14 protein-coding genes are annotated in these 14,880 nt (G+C 55.5%); 8 read left to right on the top strand and 6 right to left on the bottom strand.

The annotated features are described in order from the left end of the window. Positions 1 to 5: 5 nt before the first annotated feature. The 3 genes from hpaD to AC2TCY_RS09970 are packed head-to-tail and all read right to left on the bottom strand — an operon-like array spanning position 6 to position 2,823. Positions 6 to 857 carry a 3,4-dihydroxyphenylacetate 2,3-dioxygenase gene (gene hpaD, locus AC2TCY_RS09980; protein ID WP_480847184.1) on the bottom strand — a complete coding sequence of 284 codons (852 nt, stop codon included), beginning with the start codon at positions 855 to 857 and terminating at the stop codon, positions 6 to 8. A gap of 52 nt (positions 858 to 909) precedes the next feature. Further along, on the bottom strand, positions 910 to 2,421 hold the full coding sequence (gene hpaE, locus AC2TCY_RS09975) for a 5-carboxymethyl-2-hydroxymuconate semialdehyde dehydrogenase (RefSeq protein ID WP_480847183.1): 1,512 nt from the start codon (positions 2,419 to 2,421) through the stop codon (positions 910 to 912). Between the two features lie 3 nt (positions 2,422 to 2,424). Next, complete coding sequence (locus AC2TCY_RS09970; protein ID WP_480847182.1) at positions 2,425 to 2,823, bottom strand: 5-carboxymethyl-2-hydroxymuconate Delta-isomerase; 399 nt, start codon at positions 2,821 to 2,823, stop codon at positions 2,425 to 2,427. Positions 2,824 to 2,928: 105 nt separating this feature from the next. Here AC2TCY_RS09970 and hpaR point away from each other — a divergent pair, with 105 nt between their 5' ends. Continuing rightward, on the top strand, positions 2,929 to 3,369 hold the full coding sequence (hpaR, locus tag AC2TCY_RS09965; protein WP_480847180.1) for a homoprotocatechuate degradation operon regulator HpaR: 441 nt from the start codon (positions 2,929 to 2,931) through the stop codon (positions 3,367 to 3,369). A 33-nt stretch (positions 3,370 to 3,402) separates the two neighbouring features. On the opposite strand, the gene AC2TCY_RS09960 is transcribed toward hpaR, so the two are convergent. Both AC2TCY_RS09960 and AC2TCY_RS09955 read right to left on the bottom strand, forming a co-directional pair. Next, on the bottom strand, positions 3,403 to 4,755 hold the full coding sequence (locus tag AC2TCY_RS09960) for an aminotransferase class III-fold pyridoxal phosphate-dependent enzyme (protein WP_480847179.1): 1,353 nt from the start codon (positions 4,753 to 4,755) through the stop codon (positions 3,403 to 3,405). A 35-nt stretch (positions 4,756 to 4,790) separates the two neighbouring features. Continuing rightward, on the bottom strand, positions 4,791 to 5,570 hold the full coding sequence (locus tag AC2TCY_RS09955; RefSeq protein WP_480847178.1) for an IclR family transcriptional regulator: 780 nt from the start codon (positions 5,568 to 5,570) through the stop codon (positions 4,791 to 4,793). 106 nt (positions 5,571 to 5,676) lie between these two features. Here AC2TCY_RS09955 and AC2TCY_RS09950 point away from each other — a divergent pair, with 106 nt between their 5' ends. The 7 genes from AC2TCY_RS09950 to AC2TCY_RS09920 are packed head-to-tail and all read left to right on the top strand — an operon-like array spanning position 5,677 to position 13,712. After that, positions 5,677 to 6,606 carry a tripartite tricarboxylate transporter substrate binding protein gene (locus AC2TCY_RS09950; protein WP_480847177.1) on the top strand — a complete coding sequence of 310 codons (930 nt, stop codon included), beginning with the start codon at positions 5,677 to 5,679 and terminating at the stop codon, positions 6,604 to 6,606. A 59-nt stretch (positions 6,607 to 6,665) separates the two neighbouring features. Next, positions 6,666 to 7,202: a tripartite tricarboxylate transporter TctB family protein gene (locus tag AC2TCY_RS09945; protein ID WP_480847176.1), complete on the top strand. Its 537-nt coding sequence runs from the start codon at positions 6,666 to 6,668 to the stop codon at positions 7,200 to 7,202. A 7-nt stretch (positions 7,203 to 7,209) separates the two neighbouring features. Next, positions 7,210 to 8,730 carry a tripartite tricarboxylate transporter permease gene (locus tag AC2TCY_RS09940; RefSeq protein WP_480847174.1) on the top strand — a complete coding sequence of 507 codons (1,521 nt, stop codon included), beginning with the start codon at positions 7,210 to 7,212 and terminating at the stop codon, positions 8,728 to 8,730. 5 nt (positions 8,731 to 8,735) lie between these two features. Beyond that, the gene (locus AC2TCY_RS09935; RefSeq protein WP_480847173.1) at positions 8,736 to 10,220 is read left to right on the top strand and encodes an aldehyde dehydrogenase; all 1,485 of its coding nucleotides are present in this window, start codon (positions 8,736 to 8,738) and stop codon (positions 10,218 to 10,220) included. A 13-nt stretch (positions 10,221 to 10,233) separates the two neighbouring features. Next, on the top strand, positions 10,234 to 11,529 hold the full coding sequence (locus AC2TCY_RS09930) for an aspartate aminotransferase family protein (protein WP_480847172.1): 1,296 nt from the start codon (positions 10,234 to 10,236) through the stop codon (positions 11,527 to 11,529). Next, positions 11,526 to 12,458, top strand: coding sequence for a phosphotransferase enzyme family protein (locus tag AC2TCY_RS09925; RefSeq protein WP_480847170.1), 933 nt, complete (start codon positions 11,526 to 11,528; stop codon positions 12,456 to 12,458). The genes AC2TCY_RS09930 and AC2TCY_RS09925 overlap by 4 nt, the downstream gene beginning before the upstream one ends. Positions 12,459 to 12,479: 21 nt before the next feature. Then, complete coding sequence (locus AC2TCY_RS09920) at positions 12,480 to 13,712, top strand: Tm-1-like ATP-binding domain-containing protein (RefSeq protein WP_480847169.1); 1,233 nt, start codon at positions 12,480 to 12,482, stop codon at positions 13,710 to 13,712. A 667-nt stretch (positions 13,713 to 14,379) separates the two neighbouring features. On the opposite strand, the gene AC2TCY_RS09915 is transcribed toward AC2TCY_RS09920, so the two are convergent. After that, positions 14,380 to 14,643 carry a LysR substrate-binding domain-containing protein gene (locus tag AC2TCY_RS09915; protein ID WP_480847167.1) on the bottom strand — a complete coding sequence of 88 codons (264 nt, stop codon included), beginning with the start codon at positions 14,641 to 14,643 and terminating at the stop codon, positions 14,380 to 14,382. Positions 14,644 to 14,880 lie beyond the last annotated feature (237 nt).

Below are 14,880 nucleotides of genomic sequence, written 5' to 3'. Positions count from 1 at the left end.
TCCTGCTATACTGGGAAAATGACGTTGGTCTGGCCAGTGCCCGAGCTGGGAAAATACTCGGTCACGACCTCGCATTTCTTGTTGTAGGCGTCCCAACCCAGCGCTCCGTACAGCATCGACGTGTCATGCATCGAGCCTTCGCCGCAGCAGAAGTTGGCATAATCGCCCAGCATCTTGAGAAAGGTAGCATGATCGCCGTTCTTCCACATCTCAAGCACATGCAGATCCATCTGGCGATTGAATTCAGAGCTGATGGTGAAGGTGCCGTTATTGGCGGCATAGTCCTTATTCGCCCAGATCTTGTGCGACAGCGAGCCTGAGGCAACCAAGAGCACCTTTTCATCGCTGGCTTCAACCGCCTCGCGTATCGCCTCACCCACAATGCGACTTTCATCGTGGCTGTGCACTGTGGCCCAGGCAGCAATCGAGACGACCTTCATGTCGTGCTCGCGGCTCATGAACCGCATCGGAACCAACGTGCCGTATTCCAGTTCCAGACTGTCGAGGTGATGCGCCAGAGTATGAACGCCCTTATCCGACGCGATTTTCGCAATCGCGTCGCCCATGTCCGGATTGCCCTGATAGGAATAAGGCAAATCCTGAATGAACTGCGGGAATTCGTTTGAGGTGAACAGACCTTCGAATTTTTTATTGGCGTTGATGTGAAAGCCTGCGTTGATCACCCAGTGTGTGTCGCAGATGATCACCGTTGTGGCACCCAGCTCTTTCGCACGGCGGGCAATTTCCCGATGGCCATCAATGGCCGGTTGGCGCGTGCCTTTGATCGGTCCCTCCTGCTCGGACATGAGCAGGGTGGGCACGTGGGTCATCTTGGCAGCAAGGACGATTTCTCCCATGGTCTCCTCCTGGAGTTAGAGTTTCTCGCGCGTTTTTTCGAAGGGTCAGCAGTTATAGCTTGCCCAATTGCATGATCTTGTGCTGACCGGTGGCAAAGCCGATGTGCTTTTGCTCCATGTAGAACTCAAAGCTCCAGTCACCGCCGTCGCGACCGATGCCCGAGGCTTTGACGCCGCCAAACGGTGTCGGCAGGTGACGAACGTTTTCCGAGTTTACCCAGATCATCCCGGCCTCAAGCTTTTCGGTGAAGCGCAACGCTCGCGTTAGGTCGTTGGTCCAGACATAGCCGGTCAGGCCATAAGGTGTGTCATTGGCAACCTGCAACGCCTCCTCCTCGGTCGAGAACGGTATGGCGGTCAGAACCGGGCCAAAAATCTCTTCACGCGCGATGCGCATGTCGTTGTTGGCATTGGTGAACAGGGTCGGACGAATGAAGTAGCCTTCATCGCCAATGTTTACACCACCAGCCGCGATGGTCGCGCCATCCTCTTTGGCGATGTCGAAATAACTGGTGACCTTGTTGTAATGCTCTTCGGTCACCAGCGGGCCAATCTCTGTGGCAGGATCCAGAGGGTGGCCAACTTTAATGTTGTTCACACGCTCGATCAGCTTAGTCTCGAACTCTTCCTTGATCGTGTCTTGAACCAACAGGCGCGAGGACGAGGTACAGCGTTCGCCATTGATCGAATAGATCATAAAGATCACTGCATCCAGCGCCCGGTCCAGATCGGCGTCGTCAAAGACGATGACCGGGTTTTTGCCGCCCAGCTCCAGATGGTTGCGTTTGTGTGTGTCCGCTCCCTGTTTGACGATCAGGCTTCCCGTGCGGCTTTCGCCAACAAAAGCGATAGCCTTGATCAGGGGGTGCTCGCACAGCGCCTTACCCGCGTCCGGGCCGAAGCCATTCACCGTGTTCAACACGCCCTTGGGCAAACCGGCCTCTTCAGCGATCTCAACCAGCAATCGGGCCGATAGCGGAGAATCCTCGGCTGGCTTGTGGACCACGGTGCATCCAGCTGCCAGCGCCGGGGCGATCTTCCAGGTCGACAGCATGAACGGAGTGTTCCAAGGGGTGATCACGCCAACCGGGCCAATTGGCATACGAGAGGTGACGTTCATCAAAGTCGGCGATTTCAAATGCTGACCGTCGCGCGCCTGCACGACCTGATCGGCAAAGTACCGGAAATTCTCTGCCCCTCGCAGGGCGGCTTTGGCCATGAAACGTAGTGTCTGACCGGTATCCCAGCATTCGCACAGCGCGATTTCTTCGGCACGGGCTTCGATAGCATCAGCGACATTCAAAAGGATACGGCGACGCTCGGTTGCAGGCATGTCACGCCACTCGGCGAATGCAGCATGTGCCGCAATTGCGGCCGCGTCGATGTCGTCTGCCGTGCCATGGGCGACGTCGCAAATCACGGATTTGTCCACCGGCGAGGTGGATTGAAACACACCTGCGGTACCATCCCGGTCCTCACCGGCGATGCGGTTCTTGATCCCCTTGTCTTTGAACCGTGCCAGAAAACCCGTCAGTTTCTCGATATTGGTGTCCAGAGCGCTCATTCTTCAGGTCTCCTGCGTGGTCGTGCCCAAGTGGTCCCGGATCGTGCCGGTCTTGGGCGAAAGGTCTGGGTCTATGTCACGCATCTCAAGCGAGAGCGCGATGGAATGCTTTGAGAAGGCCGGGGCCAGATACGTCTTTACGGCATCAAAGATACGCTGAGTGGCATCCTGCTTAACGTCGTCAGGACGCCCAGCCCGCAAGCGGATCGAGATGTCGATAAAACCATGCTCCGTGTTGCCGTCGGCAATGGCATAGTGATCAACACGCGTCGCGCGCACACGAATGCCTGGCATTGGAAAGGTTTCGATCTCTGCCGCTTTTGCCCGGATGCACTCGCACAAATCACCCATGTCGATCCGATCTTCTAGATTACTGGAATACTCGACGTGAAAATGCGGCATGCTACCCTCTCCTTTGGTTAACATGTTTAGTATTCTGAAATCAGAGTGTCAAGAACTTGCTTTGTTAATCTTTGCAATTTCCCAAATCGCACTCTAGAAGACAGCATGAACACTCAAAGCCATACCAAAAGCACCTCTCGCTCGCTTCCGATTGCGCTGTTGCGCGCCCGAGAAACAGTGATGGCGCCCATTCGAGAAATGCTGCAGGGCATTCACCTGACCGAGCAGAAGTGGCGCATTTTGCGCGTACTAGACGAGCTGGGCGAAGTGGAACAAAGTGCCATAGCCAACGAGGCCTGCCTGCTGCTGCCCAGTCTCACGCGAATCTTGCGCACGATGGAGGCCGAAGGTCAGATCACCCGTCGTCAGGACAGTCACGACAAGCGCCGGACCAAGGTTAAAATCACGGATGAGGGTCGTCGCATTCTTGAAGAAAACCTAGTGAACTCGCTGGCGATCTCAAACAACATCGAGGCTCAGATGGGTCGGGAAAAGCTGGATCACTTGCTGGACCTGCTCGAAGAATTACAAGCCGTCAAAGTCTGACCCCATTCAAAAAGAACGGGGTCAAAACGGTCTTCAAAGGCTCGCCAGACCTGTATCCAATGCAGACAGTATTTTGGCCACGTCATCTGATGTGAGAACCAGAGGCGGCGAAAGGATGATGTTATTGCCGGAAACGCGGACCATCACACCATCCTCATAGGCTGCCTTCTGAACCTGCAGCGGCAGGTGCTTGGCAATGGGCGTTTTCGTCTCGCGGTCCGAGACAAGTTCCAACGCGCACATCAAGCCCTCACCACCGCGCACATCTCCGATCGCGTCATGCTTGTCGGCCAGTTTTTGCAGTCCGGCATACAACTCATCGCCACGAACGGCTGCATTTTCCCAGACTCGCAAACGGTTGATCTCTGACAACGCTGCCAATGCGGCAGCTGCACCTACCGGATGGCCGGAATAGGTATACCCCTGATCGACGGAGGCCTTGCCAGTTGTATCGCTTTCGAACACTTCTGCCACTGCGCCGGAAATCATTGCGGCCCCGAACGGGAAATAGCCATTGGTGATAGCCTTGGCCGTTGTCATGATATCGGGCTGCACACCCCAATGCCGCGCGCCGCTTTCGCTGCCGGTCCGGCCGAAGGCGGTGATGATTTCGTCCGAGATCAGCAGAACGCCGTGTTTCGTGCAAACCTCGCGGACCATAGGCATGAACGTTTTGTGCGGCGGGATTACGCCCCCTGCCCCCAAGACGGGCTCCATAATGAACGCAGCGACAGTGTTCGCACCCTGGAATGCAATCTCGGCTTCCAGCGCCTTAACGCAGAGCTGAGCCAGTCGCTCCGGATCAGTCTCGTCGAATGGATTGCGATAGGTCCAGGGCGCTGGCACGTGGAAACAACCGGGCATCATCGGCTCATATGCCGTGCGGAACTTCTGATTCCCATTGACTGAAGCGGCGGCAAAGTGGGTGCCGTGATAGCCTTGCTTCAGACTGATAAACTTCGTGCGCCCTTCCTGACCACGAACCTTGTGATACTGGCGCGCCAGCTTCAGCGCAATCTCGACCGAATCCGAACCGCCAGAAGTAAAGAAGGCCCGTGTTAACCCGTCGGGTTCGAAGAACTGCGCCAACTCGTAAGACAGCTCAATTGCCTTGTCATTGCTGGTGCCGCGGAACGTTGAATAATAAGGAAGCGCGTTTAACTGATCGGTAATGGCCTGTTTCACCGGGTCACAGGAATAGCCCAGATTGACATTCCAAAGCCCGCCGACAGCATCCAGCGCTTTGTGACCATCGATATCAATGATACTGACACCTTCGCCTCCGGTCAAAATGGTTGGGGGGTTGTTTTTGCTGTCGGCCGGGTGCGCCATGGGGTGCCAGAAATGGCGGGCATTGTTTTCTTTGAGAAAGTTAGAGTCTTTCATGTCGCGGGTCTCCGGCGGTTGATTCAGCCAATCGGTCAGGGCTGAAACTCAGTTGGAAAATTTACGGGGCGCTGGCCGCCAAAAATCGCGGTCAGCTCGTGCGAGAGGGTCTGTAATGACGTCAGAATCAGAGGCAGGCGCGCTTCGGTCGCGCGAATCTCAGGTACCGCAATCGCAATCGTACCGAGCGCCACCTGATCGATACCAAAGACAGGCGCGGCGAACCCGTAGACACCGTCTTCGAAACCGCCATTACTATTCGACCAGCCCTTTTTCCTGATCTGCGCAACGCGTTCTACGATCTGATCCGAAGTCGTGAGTGTATTTTTTGTGAAGGGCTTCAGCGACCGTGTGTCCAGGTTTTCCAGCAGGAAGGCCGGACCAAAACTCAGCATGCAAAGACCCGAGGCCGTTGCATTTACCGGCAAAATTTCTGCAGGATCTAAACTGACCCGCACAGTATGCTGCGTCGTTTCGACTACTAGAGAGGTCTGGAGAATGCCTTTTTCAAGAAGCGAAAGATGCAGGCTCTCACCGACTGTTTGCATGACGGCTTGCATCTTTAGGCGCGCTCCTTCCAGGCCTGGCTTGGCAATTTCGCGCAAGGCGGCAAGACGCAGAGCTGCCGGTCCAATAGCATAGGATTTTGTGAGCGGGTTCTGTTCGATCAAACCGAAATCTTCCAGCGCACGAAGATGGCGCAAAGCAGTTGCTTTGTTCAATCCGGACCGCCGGGCAATACCGCTCAGGCCGATTTCCGGTTGCGAGCTTGAAAACAAATCAAGCAACTTCAATGCATTAATTGCAGTTCCCATTCTCCGCCTCTCCTTTCGTCATGTAATACTTGACAGAATGAACTTAACAAAGCAACATTAATAATGTTACTTTGGTTCATTTATTGAACCATTATGGGAGGCGTAAATGAAAAAATTTTTAACAGCAGCTGCCTTTGCAGCGACTTCAACCGCTGCACTGGCTGAGTATCCTGAAAAGCCCGTTACCTTTGTGGTTCCGTGGCCTCCGGGCGATCTGGAAGACGTGCTGACTCGTCTGATCGCGGATGAATTCCAGGCGATGTATGGGGTACCTGCTGCGGTAGTTAACAAGCCCGGTGGCGGCGGTGGACCATTCCCCGGTGCAGTCGAGGTCGCAACCGCTCCGGCTGACGGGTATACGATCGGGTCATTTGTAATTGGCGTGCCGGTAATCGGACCCGAAATCGGCATCCCCGAACTCAATCCGAACCCATTCGATCCAATCGGTATCTTCCTGACCTATCCGTTCGTGATTGCATCGAGCAAAGATGCGCCATTCTCGAATTGGGAAGAACTGGTAGCCCACGGCAAGGACAATGACCTGGCGCTTGGCCATTTCGGCTCGGTTCTTCCGCCCACGCAGGTCACCTTTGCGGCTGCAGTCAGCAGCGGGTTCGACTTTGCAAGCGAAGCCGCATTTGACGCGCTGGATTGCAACACGCTGGCTTCGGGCGACGTGGATGTCATCAACACCACGCTGCAACTTGTGCTTCCTTGCCTCGATCAGGTGAATGTTCTGGCCAGCATCGGTTCCGAGCGAATTTCTTTGGTGCCGGACACACCGACAATTGTCGAACTGAACCCGGACCTGCCATTGGCGCTGTGGAATGGTTTGTTCGTTCACAAGGACACACCAGCCGATGCCCGAGCAAAGATCACTGCTGCTGCACAAAAGGCACTGCAGTCCGACAAAGCCAAAGAGCTTGGAGAGGAAACCGGGGCTCTGATTTACTGGCAAGACCCAGACGCATCCAATGCGCAGATCGAACAGGACAAAGCCTCTTTCGCAAAAATCGAAGAGATTCTGGGCGAATGAGCATCTGACAGGGCGCAGGTGAACAACCAGCGTCCTGTCGTATTCTGGGGAGGAACACGATGATCGCCAAAACGCTGCAAGACATGTTCCGGCGATACCGTCGACCCGGGGATATCGTTTTTGCCATCCTGTTCTTTGCGTTTGCTCTTTTTCTGCTGACTCAGATCAGCGTCGAAACCAAAGTGGTCAAGCGTACCAAGTGGTTCGCACAACCCTCGCTGTGGCCAACAATTGCCATCTGGGGCATGGTGATATTCAGCGGCTTGCACTTGCTAAGCTCGGTCGTGTCACCCCGCATTCCCGGTCGCTGGAGAGAGCTCACCTTCTGGGTGAAGTCCCTCGAATACGTCATCTATTTCCTGATTTATGTGGTGGCCGTTCCGTGGCTTGGCTATCTGCCTTCGACCATGTTGTTCTCGGCCTTTCTGGCAGTGCGCACCGGGTTCAGATCGCCAGCTTTAATAGGCATCGCACTTCTGTTCGGAGCGGTTGTTGCCGTCGTTTTTCGGGCGCTTCTTCAGGTCAATATACCTGCGGGCCGCGTGTACGAAGCTCTACCGGACGCCGTGCGCGTCTTTGCTTTAACCTATCTGTGAGGCCGTTATGGACAACCTGATATCCGGCTTCGCTATTCTTTCGCAGTGGCAGGTCATCGTCGCCCTGTTCATTGGATCAATCGGAGGGGTCATCATCGGAGCCCTGCCCGGCGTCGGTGCCGCCGTAGCCATCGCCATTCTGCTACCCGCCACTTTCGCATTTGAACCCATTGTGGGCCTGACGCTACTGTTGGGGATATACGGATCATCAATGTATGGCGGTGCGATCCCGGCCATTCTGATCAATACGCCCGGCACGGCAGTCAATGCACTGACCACCTATGACGGCTACCCCATGACCAAACGTGGCGAAGGCCATCGTGCCTTGTCGCTGGCCTATTCCGCGTCTTTCTTTGGCGGGATCTTCTCGATCCTGTGCCTGATCATCCTGTCCCCTGTCCTGGCCTGGGTCGCGCCGCATTTCGGCAGCAGAGAGATTTTCCTGGCCGCGTTCATGGGGGTCTTGCTGGTGATCCTTGCCCATCGTGGCCAGATCTTTTCCGCGGCAATGCTCGCATTTTTCGGGATCTTTCTGAACACGGTCGGGCTTGAACCGGTCAAATACACCAAGCGCTTCACTTTTGACCAAAGCTGGCTGACTTCGGGGGTTGATCTAATTGTGGTGGTTCTGGGCCTCTTCGCAATCAGTCAGGCACTTTTGCTGCTGGTAGACAAGGAACACGCCCCGGGCGAGGCACATGTACGCGGTAATATCTTTGCCGGCCTCAAAGAGCTGCTAGGTATTAAGCGCATTGCCACAGTATCGTCTTCGCTGGGCGTGCTGATGGGCATGATCCCGGGCACGGGTGAGTTCACCTCGCAGTTCCTGTCCTACACTTACGCACAAAAAACGTCGAAAGATCCCGATGCATTCGGCAAAGGCTCGCCGGAAGGGCTTGTCGCATCTGAGGCTGCCAACAACGCGGTCCCGGGCGCGGCGATGATCCCGCTGCTGGCGTTGGGTATCCCGGGTGAGGCACTGACCGCCATGATGTTGTCCGTGTTCTACGTGCACAACGTGATCCCGGGCCCGCAGCTGTTTGCGGACCAGATGGACTTCGTCATGGCGCTCTATATGTCGTTGATCCTGTTGAACGTGATTGTGCTGGTCTTTCTGCTGTTTTCGACCAACCTGCTGCTGAAAATCATTCAGATCCCAACGCGGTTTCTGGGCATAATGATCCTGACACTGTCATTTGTCGGCGTGTTCAGCCTGCGCAACTCAATCTCGGACTGCGCCATCGCCGCTGGTTTCGGGGTTTTCGGCCTGATCCTGAAGCGCCTGAACCTGCCGATTGTGCCGATCATTCTGGGCATGGTTCTGGGCGGGATCATGGAAGTCAAATTGCGCAGCGCGATGGCGCGGGTCCAAACGCCGCTCGATTTCATCGACCGTCCGATTGCCGCAATCCTGTTCGTAATGATCCTTGGCATCATCGCATTGCATATCCGCACGCTGGTTCAGGAACATCGGGAACGGATTAAACCGCAGCCAACAGGCGAAGAAGAATCTACGCAGCAAGGATGAACTAAATGGATCAATCCACGATTGACGCACTGCGCGCGCAGGAACTCTCACCCCGCGGCCATTTCATAAACGGAGCTTTCCATTCCGGAGAAACGGGTGCCCAGGCCGAGGTTCTGTCGCCGATCGATGGCCAACCTCTGGCCCGAATCGCCGAAGGCAACTCGACCGACGTTGATAACGCTGTGCGTGCCGCACGGGTGGCGTTCGAAGACGGCCGTTGGTCACGCAGGGCTCCTGCAGGGCGGAAAAAAGTTCTGCTGAAACTGGCTGAGTTGATCGAAACTCAAGCTTTGGAAATCGCGGTTCTGGGCGTGCGTGACAACGGTACCGAAATAAGCATGGCCTATAAGGCCGAGGCTCTGTCGGCAGCTGCGACCTTTCGGTATTATGCCGAAGCTATTGACAAAATCTATGGGCAGATCGCTCCAACCAACCATGACATTTTGGGTTTGGTGCATCACGCCCCTGTCGGTGTCGTGGGTGCGATCGTTCCGTGGAACTTCCCGCTGATGATCGGCAGCTGGAAGATTGCGCCTGCACTGGCGGCGGGCAACTCCATCGTTTTAAAACCGGCGGAAAGCGCTTCGCTTAGCTTGCTGAAAATTGCCGAGTTGGCAGCCGAGGCCGGGCTACCGGATGGCGTACTCAATGTGGTTACCGGGCGCGGTTCAGTCGTCGGTGAAGCGCTGGCCTTGTCCATGGACGTGGATATCATGGTCTTTACCGGCTCGGGCGCGACGGGTCGCCGGCTGCTTGAATACTCCGCCCGCTCGAACCTCAAGCGCTGCTATCTGGAGCTTGGTGGGAAATCCCCCAACATCGTCTTCGCCGACGCACCCGATCTTGCCGAAGCAGCTAAGGTTTCTGCCGCCGGTATCTTTCGCAATTCAGGTCAGGTCTGTGTCGCAGGTTCGCGCCTGTTGGTTGAGGAAGAAATCTACGAGGATTTTGTCTCTGAGATTACACGCCACGCCGAAAGCTTTCGCGTCGGAGACCCGCTGGACCTGAACAGCCAAATCGGGGCCGTCCACAGCCTGACCGAGTTGGAAGCCAACTTGGACTTCGCTACCAAGGCTGAGGTCGAGGGGGCTGAGCGCCGCACCGGCGGCGAACGCATCCTGACCGAAACCGGCGGCTATTACATGGCTCCTACGGTCATGGCAGGGGTCAAGGAAACTGACAACCTGTTCCAAAACGAGGTGTTCGGGCCGGTTCTGGCCGTTACACCTTTTAAGGGCGAGGATGAGGCAATCCGACTGGCCAATGCCACTGTCTATGGATTGGCTGGTGGTGTCTGGACTTCAAACCTCAGCCGCGCGCACCGCATGGTGTCAGCGGTGCGCACCGGGGTCGTGCATGTGAATACCTATGGCGGCGCCGACCTTACCGTTCCGCTGGGCGGCGTTGGACAGTCGGGCAACGGGCACGACAAATCCCTGCATGCGTTCGAGAAATATTTCGATCTCAAAACCGCTTGGATCAAGCTTTGAACAAGGCATCGACGTGACCCTTTCCCCAAGATCCGTAGACCTGATCAAACGCCGCACTCGGTTTCTGGGCCCCAATGTCTCGACCTTTTATGACGAGCCCCTTCACATCGTGAAGGGCGAAGGGGTCTGGCTATGGGATGCGGATGGGCGCAAGTATCTGGATTGCTACAACAATGTCCCTCATGTCGGCCATTGCAACCCGCGCGTTGTCGAAGCGATCTGTCGTCAAGCAAGTATACTCAATACTCACACCAGATACCTGCATGAGGAGATTCTGGAATATGTGGAAAAACTGACCGGAACAACTGACGCTTCATTGGATACTGCGATCCTGACCTGCACGGGGTCCGAAGCCAACGACGTTGCGCTGCGCATGGCCGAAGGTATGACTGGCAAGCGTGGTCTCATCGCAACGGATGCGACCTATCACGGCAATACCTCGCTGGTCAGCCAGCTCAGCAAATCAAACGCCCCAAGCGTCGGCTTTGGGTTGGACCAGTATTTCCGCTTTGTAGAGGCGCCCGACAGCTATCGCGATCCCGATCCGGACGGTACGAAATTCGCAGATAGCGTCGCCGAACAGATCGCCGCACATGAAAAGTCCGGTGTTGGATTCGCGGCCTTGGTCGTCTGCCCATATTTCCTGAACGAGGGTTTCCCGGACCAACCCGATGGTTGGCTGAAACCCGCGGCCGAGGTTGTTCGTAAGGCCGGAGGTCTGCTGATCTGCGACGAAGTACAATCAGGTTTCGGTCGCACCGGCACTCATATGTGGGCGCATCAAAAAATGGGTGTGGTACCCGACGTCATGACCTTGGGTAAACCAATGGCCAACGGTCACCCGGTGGGCGGAGTTGTGACCCGTGCAGAAATCCTGGCGACTTTCAGAAGAGGCTACCGCTACTTCAACACATTTGGCGGTAACCCAGTTTCATGCGCCGCGGCCAAGGCTGTGCTGGAGGAAATCGAAGACAAACAGCTGATTGCAAACGCCAGAATAGTCGGTGATCACGCCCGCAAACGGATGAACACGCTTAAAGAGAAATACGATTTCATCGGCGATGTGCGGGGTTCAGGCCTTATCTTCGGTGCCGAATTTGTTGCGGACCGCGACAGTAAGGAACCCGCCAGCGCACTCACAGATCAGGTCATCAATGAAATGCGGCAGCGCGGGATCATTCATTCGAAACTTGGGCGTCACAAGAACACTCTGAAAATCCGACCGCCAATGCCATTCTCAATCGAAAACGCGGATCTGCTGTTTGACACGTTGGATACGGTTCTGGCTGAAACCCAGGCATCCGCATGAGGAAAACCGTAGATCAGGCGCTTGCCCTCTGGGGGTTTCAGAACTCGAAATGTGAATTGGTTGCCGCCCGAGAAAACCATGTCTACCGCGTTCAGGCGGGCAAACGCAGCTATGCGCTGCGTCTGCACCGTCATGGTTATCGAACGAATGAAGAGCTGTGGTCCGAATTGCAATGGATGGAGGCGCTGGCCGCCAATTGTGTCAGAATGCCTGCGCCTATAGCCAGCGCAACGGGAGACTACTTGCACGTTATTGACGAAATTCAGGTCGATGTTCTGACCTGGCTGCCGGGACGTCCGTTGGGCGAAACCACGTCTGGGATCAACCATGAGGATCGGGTTGGCGTCTTCTTTGCGCTTGGGCTAGAAATGGCCCGTCTGCATTCAATCAGCGACAACTGGCAACAACCGGCTGGGTTTTCACGCTGGTCATGGGATCGCCGCGGATTGGTAGGTTCAGGCCCGGTTTGGGGCCGCTTTTGGGAAAACCCGACCCTCAGCGAAGACGACCGCACGCTGTTCGAACGATTCCGCGATACCGCAAATCAGGACCTGAGACAGCTTGAGCCGGAACTGGATTACGGGCTGATTCACGCCGATCTTGTACGCGAAAACGTTGTTATCGACGGCGACAAAGTATCGTTGATCGACTTCGACGATTCAGGCTTTGGTTTTCGCCTTTTCGAGATCGCGACAACCTTGATCAAAAACATGAATGAGCCAGACTTCAATCAGCTGCAAGCAGCGCTTACGACTGGTTACCGGTCGCAACGCCCAATTGATACTACACACCTTGAGTTGTTTATGGCTTTGCGGGCAGCAACATATGTCGGATGGGTTTCGACCCGCATGCAGGAAGACGGCTCGAAAATTCGCAACCAACGGTTCGTTGCTACCGCCCGAAAACTGGTAAGCCAATATCTTAGGTAAGCTGCACTACAAGGAGGAAAAATGGCGACGAAAGTAATCCTGCTGATCGGCACCTATGACACCAAGGAACCCGAGATGCGGTTTCTTGAACAGACAATCCGCGAACAGGGCGCCGACGTACTGACCATGGACGTCTCGGTCCTGGGCGACCCGAAGACGCCAACTGACATTTCAAAGCATGACGTGACTGCAGCCGAGGGACTGACCATCGATCAGGTGATCGCCCTGGGCGATGAAAACAAGGCGTTTCGCGTGATGTCCGCAGGGGCCGCCAAAGTGGTGGCACAAGCTTATGCGGATGGGCGGCTCGACGGTATGCTGGCCACAGGTGGCACGATGGGCACGGATCTGGCGCTGGACTGTGCGCAGGCGCTGCCCATGGGCGTGCCGAAATACATCGTGTCGACCGTAAGTTTCTCATCCCTGATCCCACCGCACCGTCTGGCGCCGGACATACAGATGATCCTGTGGGCCGGCGGTCTTTATGGTATGAATTCGATTTGCAAATCCTCCCTCAGTCAGGCGGCCGGTGGTGTCGTCGGAGCGACCAACGCAACCATCGCGCCAGATCGCAGCAAGCCGCTGATTGGGATGACCAGCCTGGGCTCCTCTTGCTTGCGCTACATGAAAACACTCAAACCAGCTTTGGAAGATCGCGGTTTTGAAGTGGCTGTATTCCATTCCACTGGCATGGGCGGCATGGCGTTTGAAAAACTGGCGAGCGAGGGTGCGTTTGCCTGCGTCATGGATTTCTGCATGCAGGAATTCGGCAACCTGATGGCAGGTTCCGTTGTGTCAAGCGGCGACGACCGTGTAACCAATGCCGGACGTGTGGGCACACCTCAGATGGTCGCGCCCGGCGCGCTGGATCTGCTGGATTTCGCCGGATGGCAAGACATACCAGAGCAATACGCCAACCGTCCATTTCACGAACATAACCGGCTGATCAAAAGCTCGGTCTTTAACGGAGAGGAGCGTCGTGCCTGGATTCGCGAACTAGCCAACCGGTTGGAAGCGGCAACTGGTCCTGTACATTTCTTTCTGCCCGTTCAGGGCGTCGAAGCCTGGGACAAAGAGGGCGAGGAAGCGTATGACCCTAATGCACTTGCCGACATGGTCGACGAGGCAAGAATGGTCATGCCCGGGCGCATTCCAATGACTGAGTTGGACGCCCATATCAATGATGACGCGTTTTGCGATGCGGTATTGGCCCAATTTGACGCTTGGGTGCAGGATGGGTCCGTAAGAACTTGAACCACCCCAACTGCCATTCAAAGCGCTGTATGCTCGCCGACAACATGACCGCGGACGCTGATCGTGTGGACCGGTTTCTAGACATTGTTCTAAAACGTGGACAGCGACGAGCTTTGAAACGGCAACGCCAGATGGTGTCGACGTCGCCAACATGATCGGAAAACGGCGATACTCATGCACAACGACATCTGGATTTCGACTATTTTCTGAAACAGCAGGATAGGTGTGACCGGTGTTTTGTTAAACCTGAAAGCCCGCAAAAGCTTGCGAAGCAGGCTGGTTCGGTCTGGCTGGTCAGGGTCAGGAGGATCCGAATTGCTCGCGGACGTGCAACCAGAAGCGATCGAGAGCGCAAAACCCATGTCCTTGCGCCGGGGCGCACAAATACTCCACGTAAGCGTTTAGGTGGTTTCGATTTCTTTAAGCAAACCTAAAGCGGCGTGTTGTGCAAAGTCTGCCTGCATACAACCACAAATCAATTCCGTTTTGCTGCAAGGTCGACAACCAGAGAAAAATCGTCACTTTCAATCTGAGGCAGGCGATCCACGATTTGCCAAGCAGCTTGCTCACTGCCCAGAATTGTCGCTATTGCCGCTCGCCAATGCCGGTGAAGATGCGCAGTCACAAATGGGCTGCGAAACACGTCAGCCACGCTTACCGGGCTGCATTAGTGAAAAGGGTGTTCGGGGCGTGCCCAGAAAGATACCGTTTCATTACAAAGAACCTGAATATCCAGATCACTCGGATCAGGGGTATGGGTCAGATCACAAACTGCCACATCGAGCTTTCCCATGCGCAGCGCCTCTAGGGGTTCCTTAGTTGCTCGGACGTCGATCCTTGCTCGCAAATCCGGCATTTCTTGCAGCAATTGGGCCAGTATCGGAGTAATGACTTTGCGCGTCGCCAAGGGCCCACAGCCGATGTTCAGCAAATCAGGACCTGTGGAACGAAGCCTTTCGACGTCGGCCTCGAACTGGCTGGTGCCTAGTTTAGCGAATCGAGCAGTTTCAGAAAGCTCTGTCCTGATCGGGACAGGGAAACGCCCTTGCCGCTGCGTTCGAACTAAGCATGACCAACATAGGATTCAACTTGCTGGATGTAGCGTGAAAAGCTGGCCGCGACGTGCCAAGCGCATCTGCGCCTGCCCTAAAATTTCCGTGCTTGGTCC

The sequence above is a fragment of the Ruegeria sp. HKCCD7181 genome (genome assembly GCF_057221055.1).
This window is presented reverse-complemented; position numbering and strand designations above follow the sequence as displayed.

Excerpts from the sequence above, each read along its gene's own strand:
- hpaE (WP_480847183.1), bottom strand. The coding sequence starts at position 2,421 with ATGAGCGCTCTGGACACCAATATCGAGAAACTGACGGGTTTTCTGGCA.
- AC2TCY_RS09945 (WP_480847176.1), top strand. The coding sequence starts at position 6,666 with ATGATCGCCAAAACGCTGCAAGACATGTTCCGGCGATACCGTCGACCC.
- hpaD (WP_480847184.1), bottom strand. The coding sequence starts at position 857 with ATGGGAGAAATCGTCCTTGCTGCCAAGATGACCCACGTGCCCACCCTG.
- AC2TCY_RS09940 (WP_480847174.1), top strand. The coding sequence starts at position 7,210 with ATGGACAACCTGATATCCGGCTTCGCTATTCTTTCGCAGTGGCAGGTC.
- AC2TCY_RS09955 (WP_480847178.1), bottom strand. The coding sequence starts at position 5,570 with ATGGGAACTGCAATTAATGCATTGAAGTTGCTTGATTTGTTTTCAAGC.
- AC2TCY_RS09935 (WP_480847173.1), top strand. The coding sequence starts at position 8,736 with ATGGATCAATCCACGATTGACGCACTGCGCGCGCAGGAACTCTCACCC.
- AC2TCY_RS09920 (WP_480847169.1), top strand. The coding sequence starts at position 12,480 with ATGGCGACGAAAGTAATCCTGCTGATCGGCACCTATGACACCAAGGAA.
- AC2TCY_RS09960 (WP_480847179.1), bottom strand. The coding sequence starts at position 4,755 with ATGAAAGACTCTAACTTTCTCAAAGAAAACAATGCCCGCCATTTCTGG.
- AC2TCY_RS09925 (WP_480847170.1), top strand. The coding sequence starts at position 11,526 with ATGAGGAAAACCGTAGATCAGGCGCTTGCCCTCTGGGGGTTTCAGAAC.
- hpaR (WP_480847180.1), top strand. The coding sequence starts at position 2,929 with ATGAACACTCAAAGCCATACCAAAAGCACCTCTCGCTCGCTTCCGATT.
- AC2TCY_RS09970 (WP_480847182.1), bottom strand. The coding sequence starts at position 2,823 with ATGCCGCATTTTCACGTCGAGTATTCCAGTAATCTAGAAGATCGGATC.
- AC2TCY_RS09950 (WP_480847177.1), top strand. The coding sequence starts at position 5,677 with ATGAAAAAATTTTTAACAGCAGCTGCCTTTGCAGCGACTTCAACCGCT.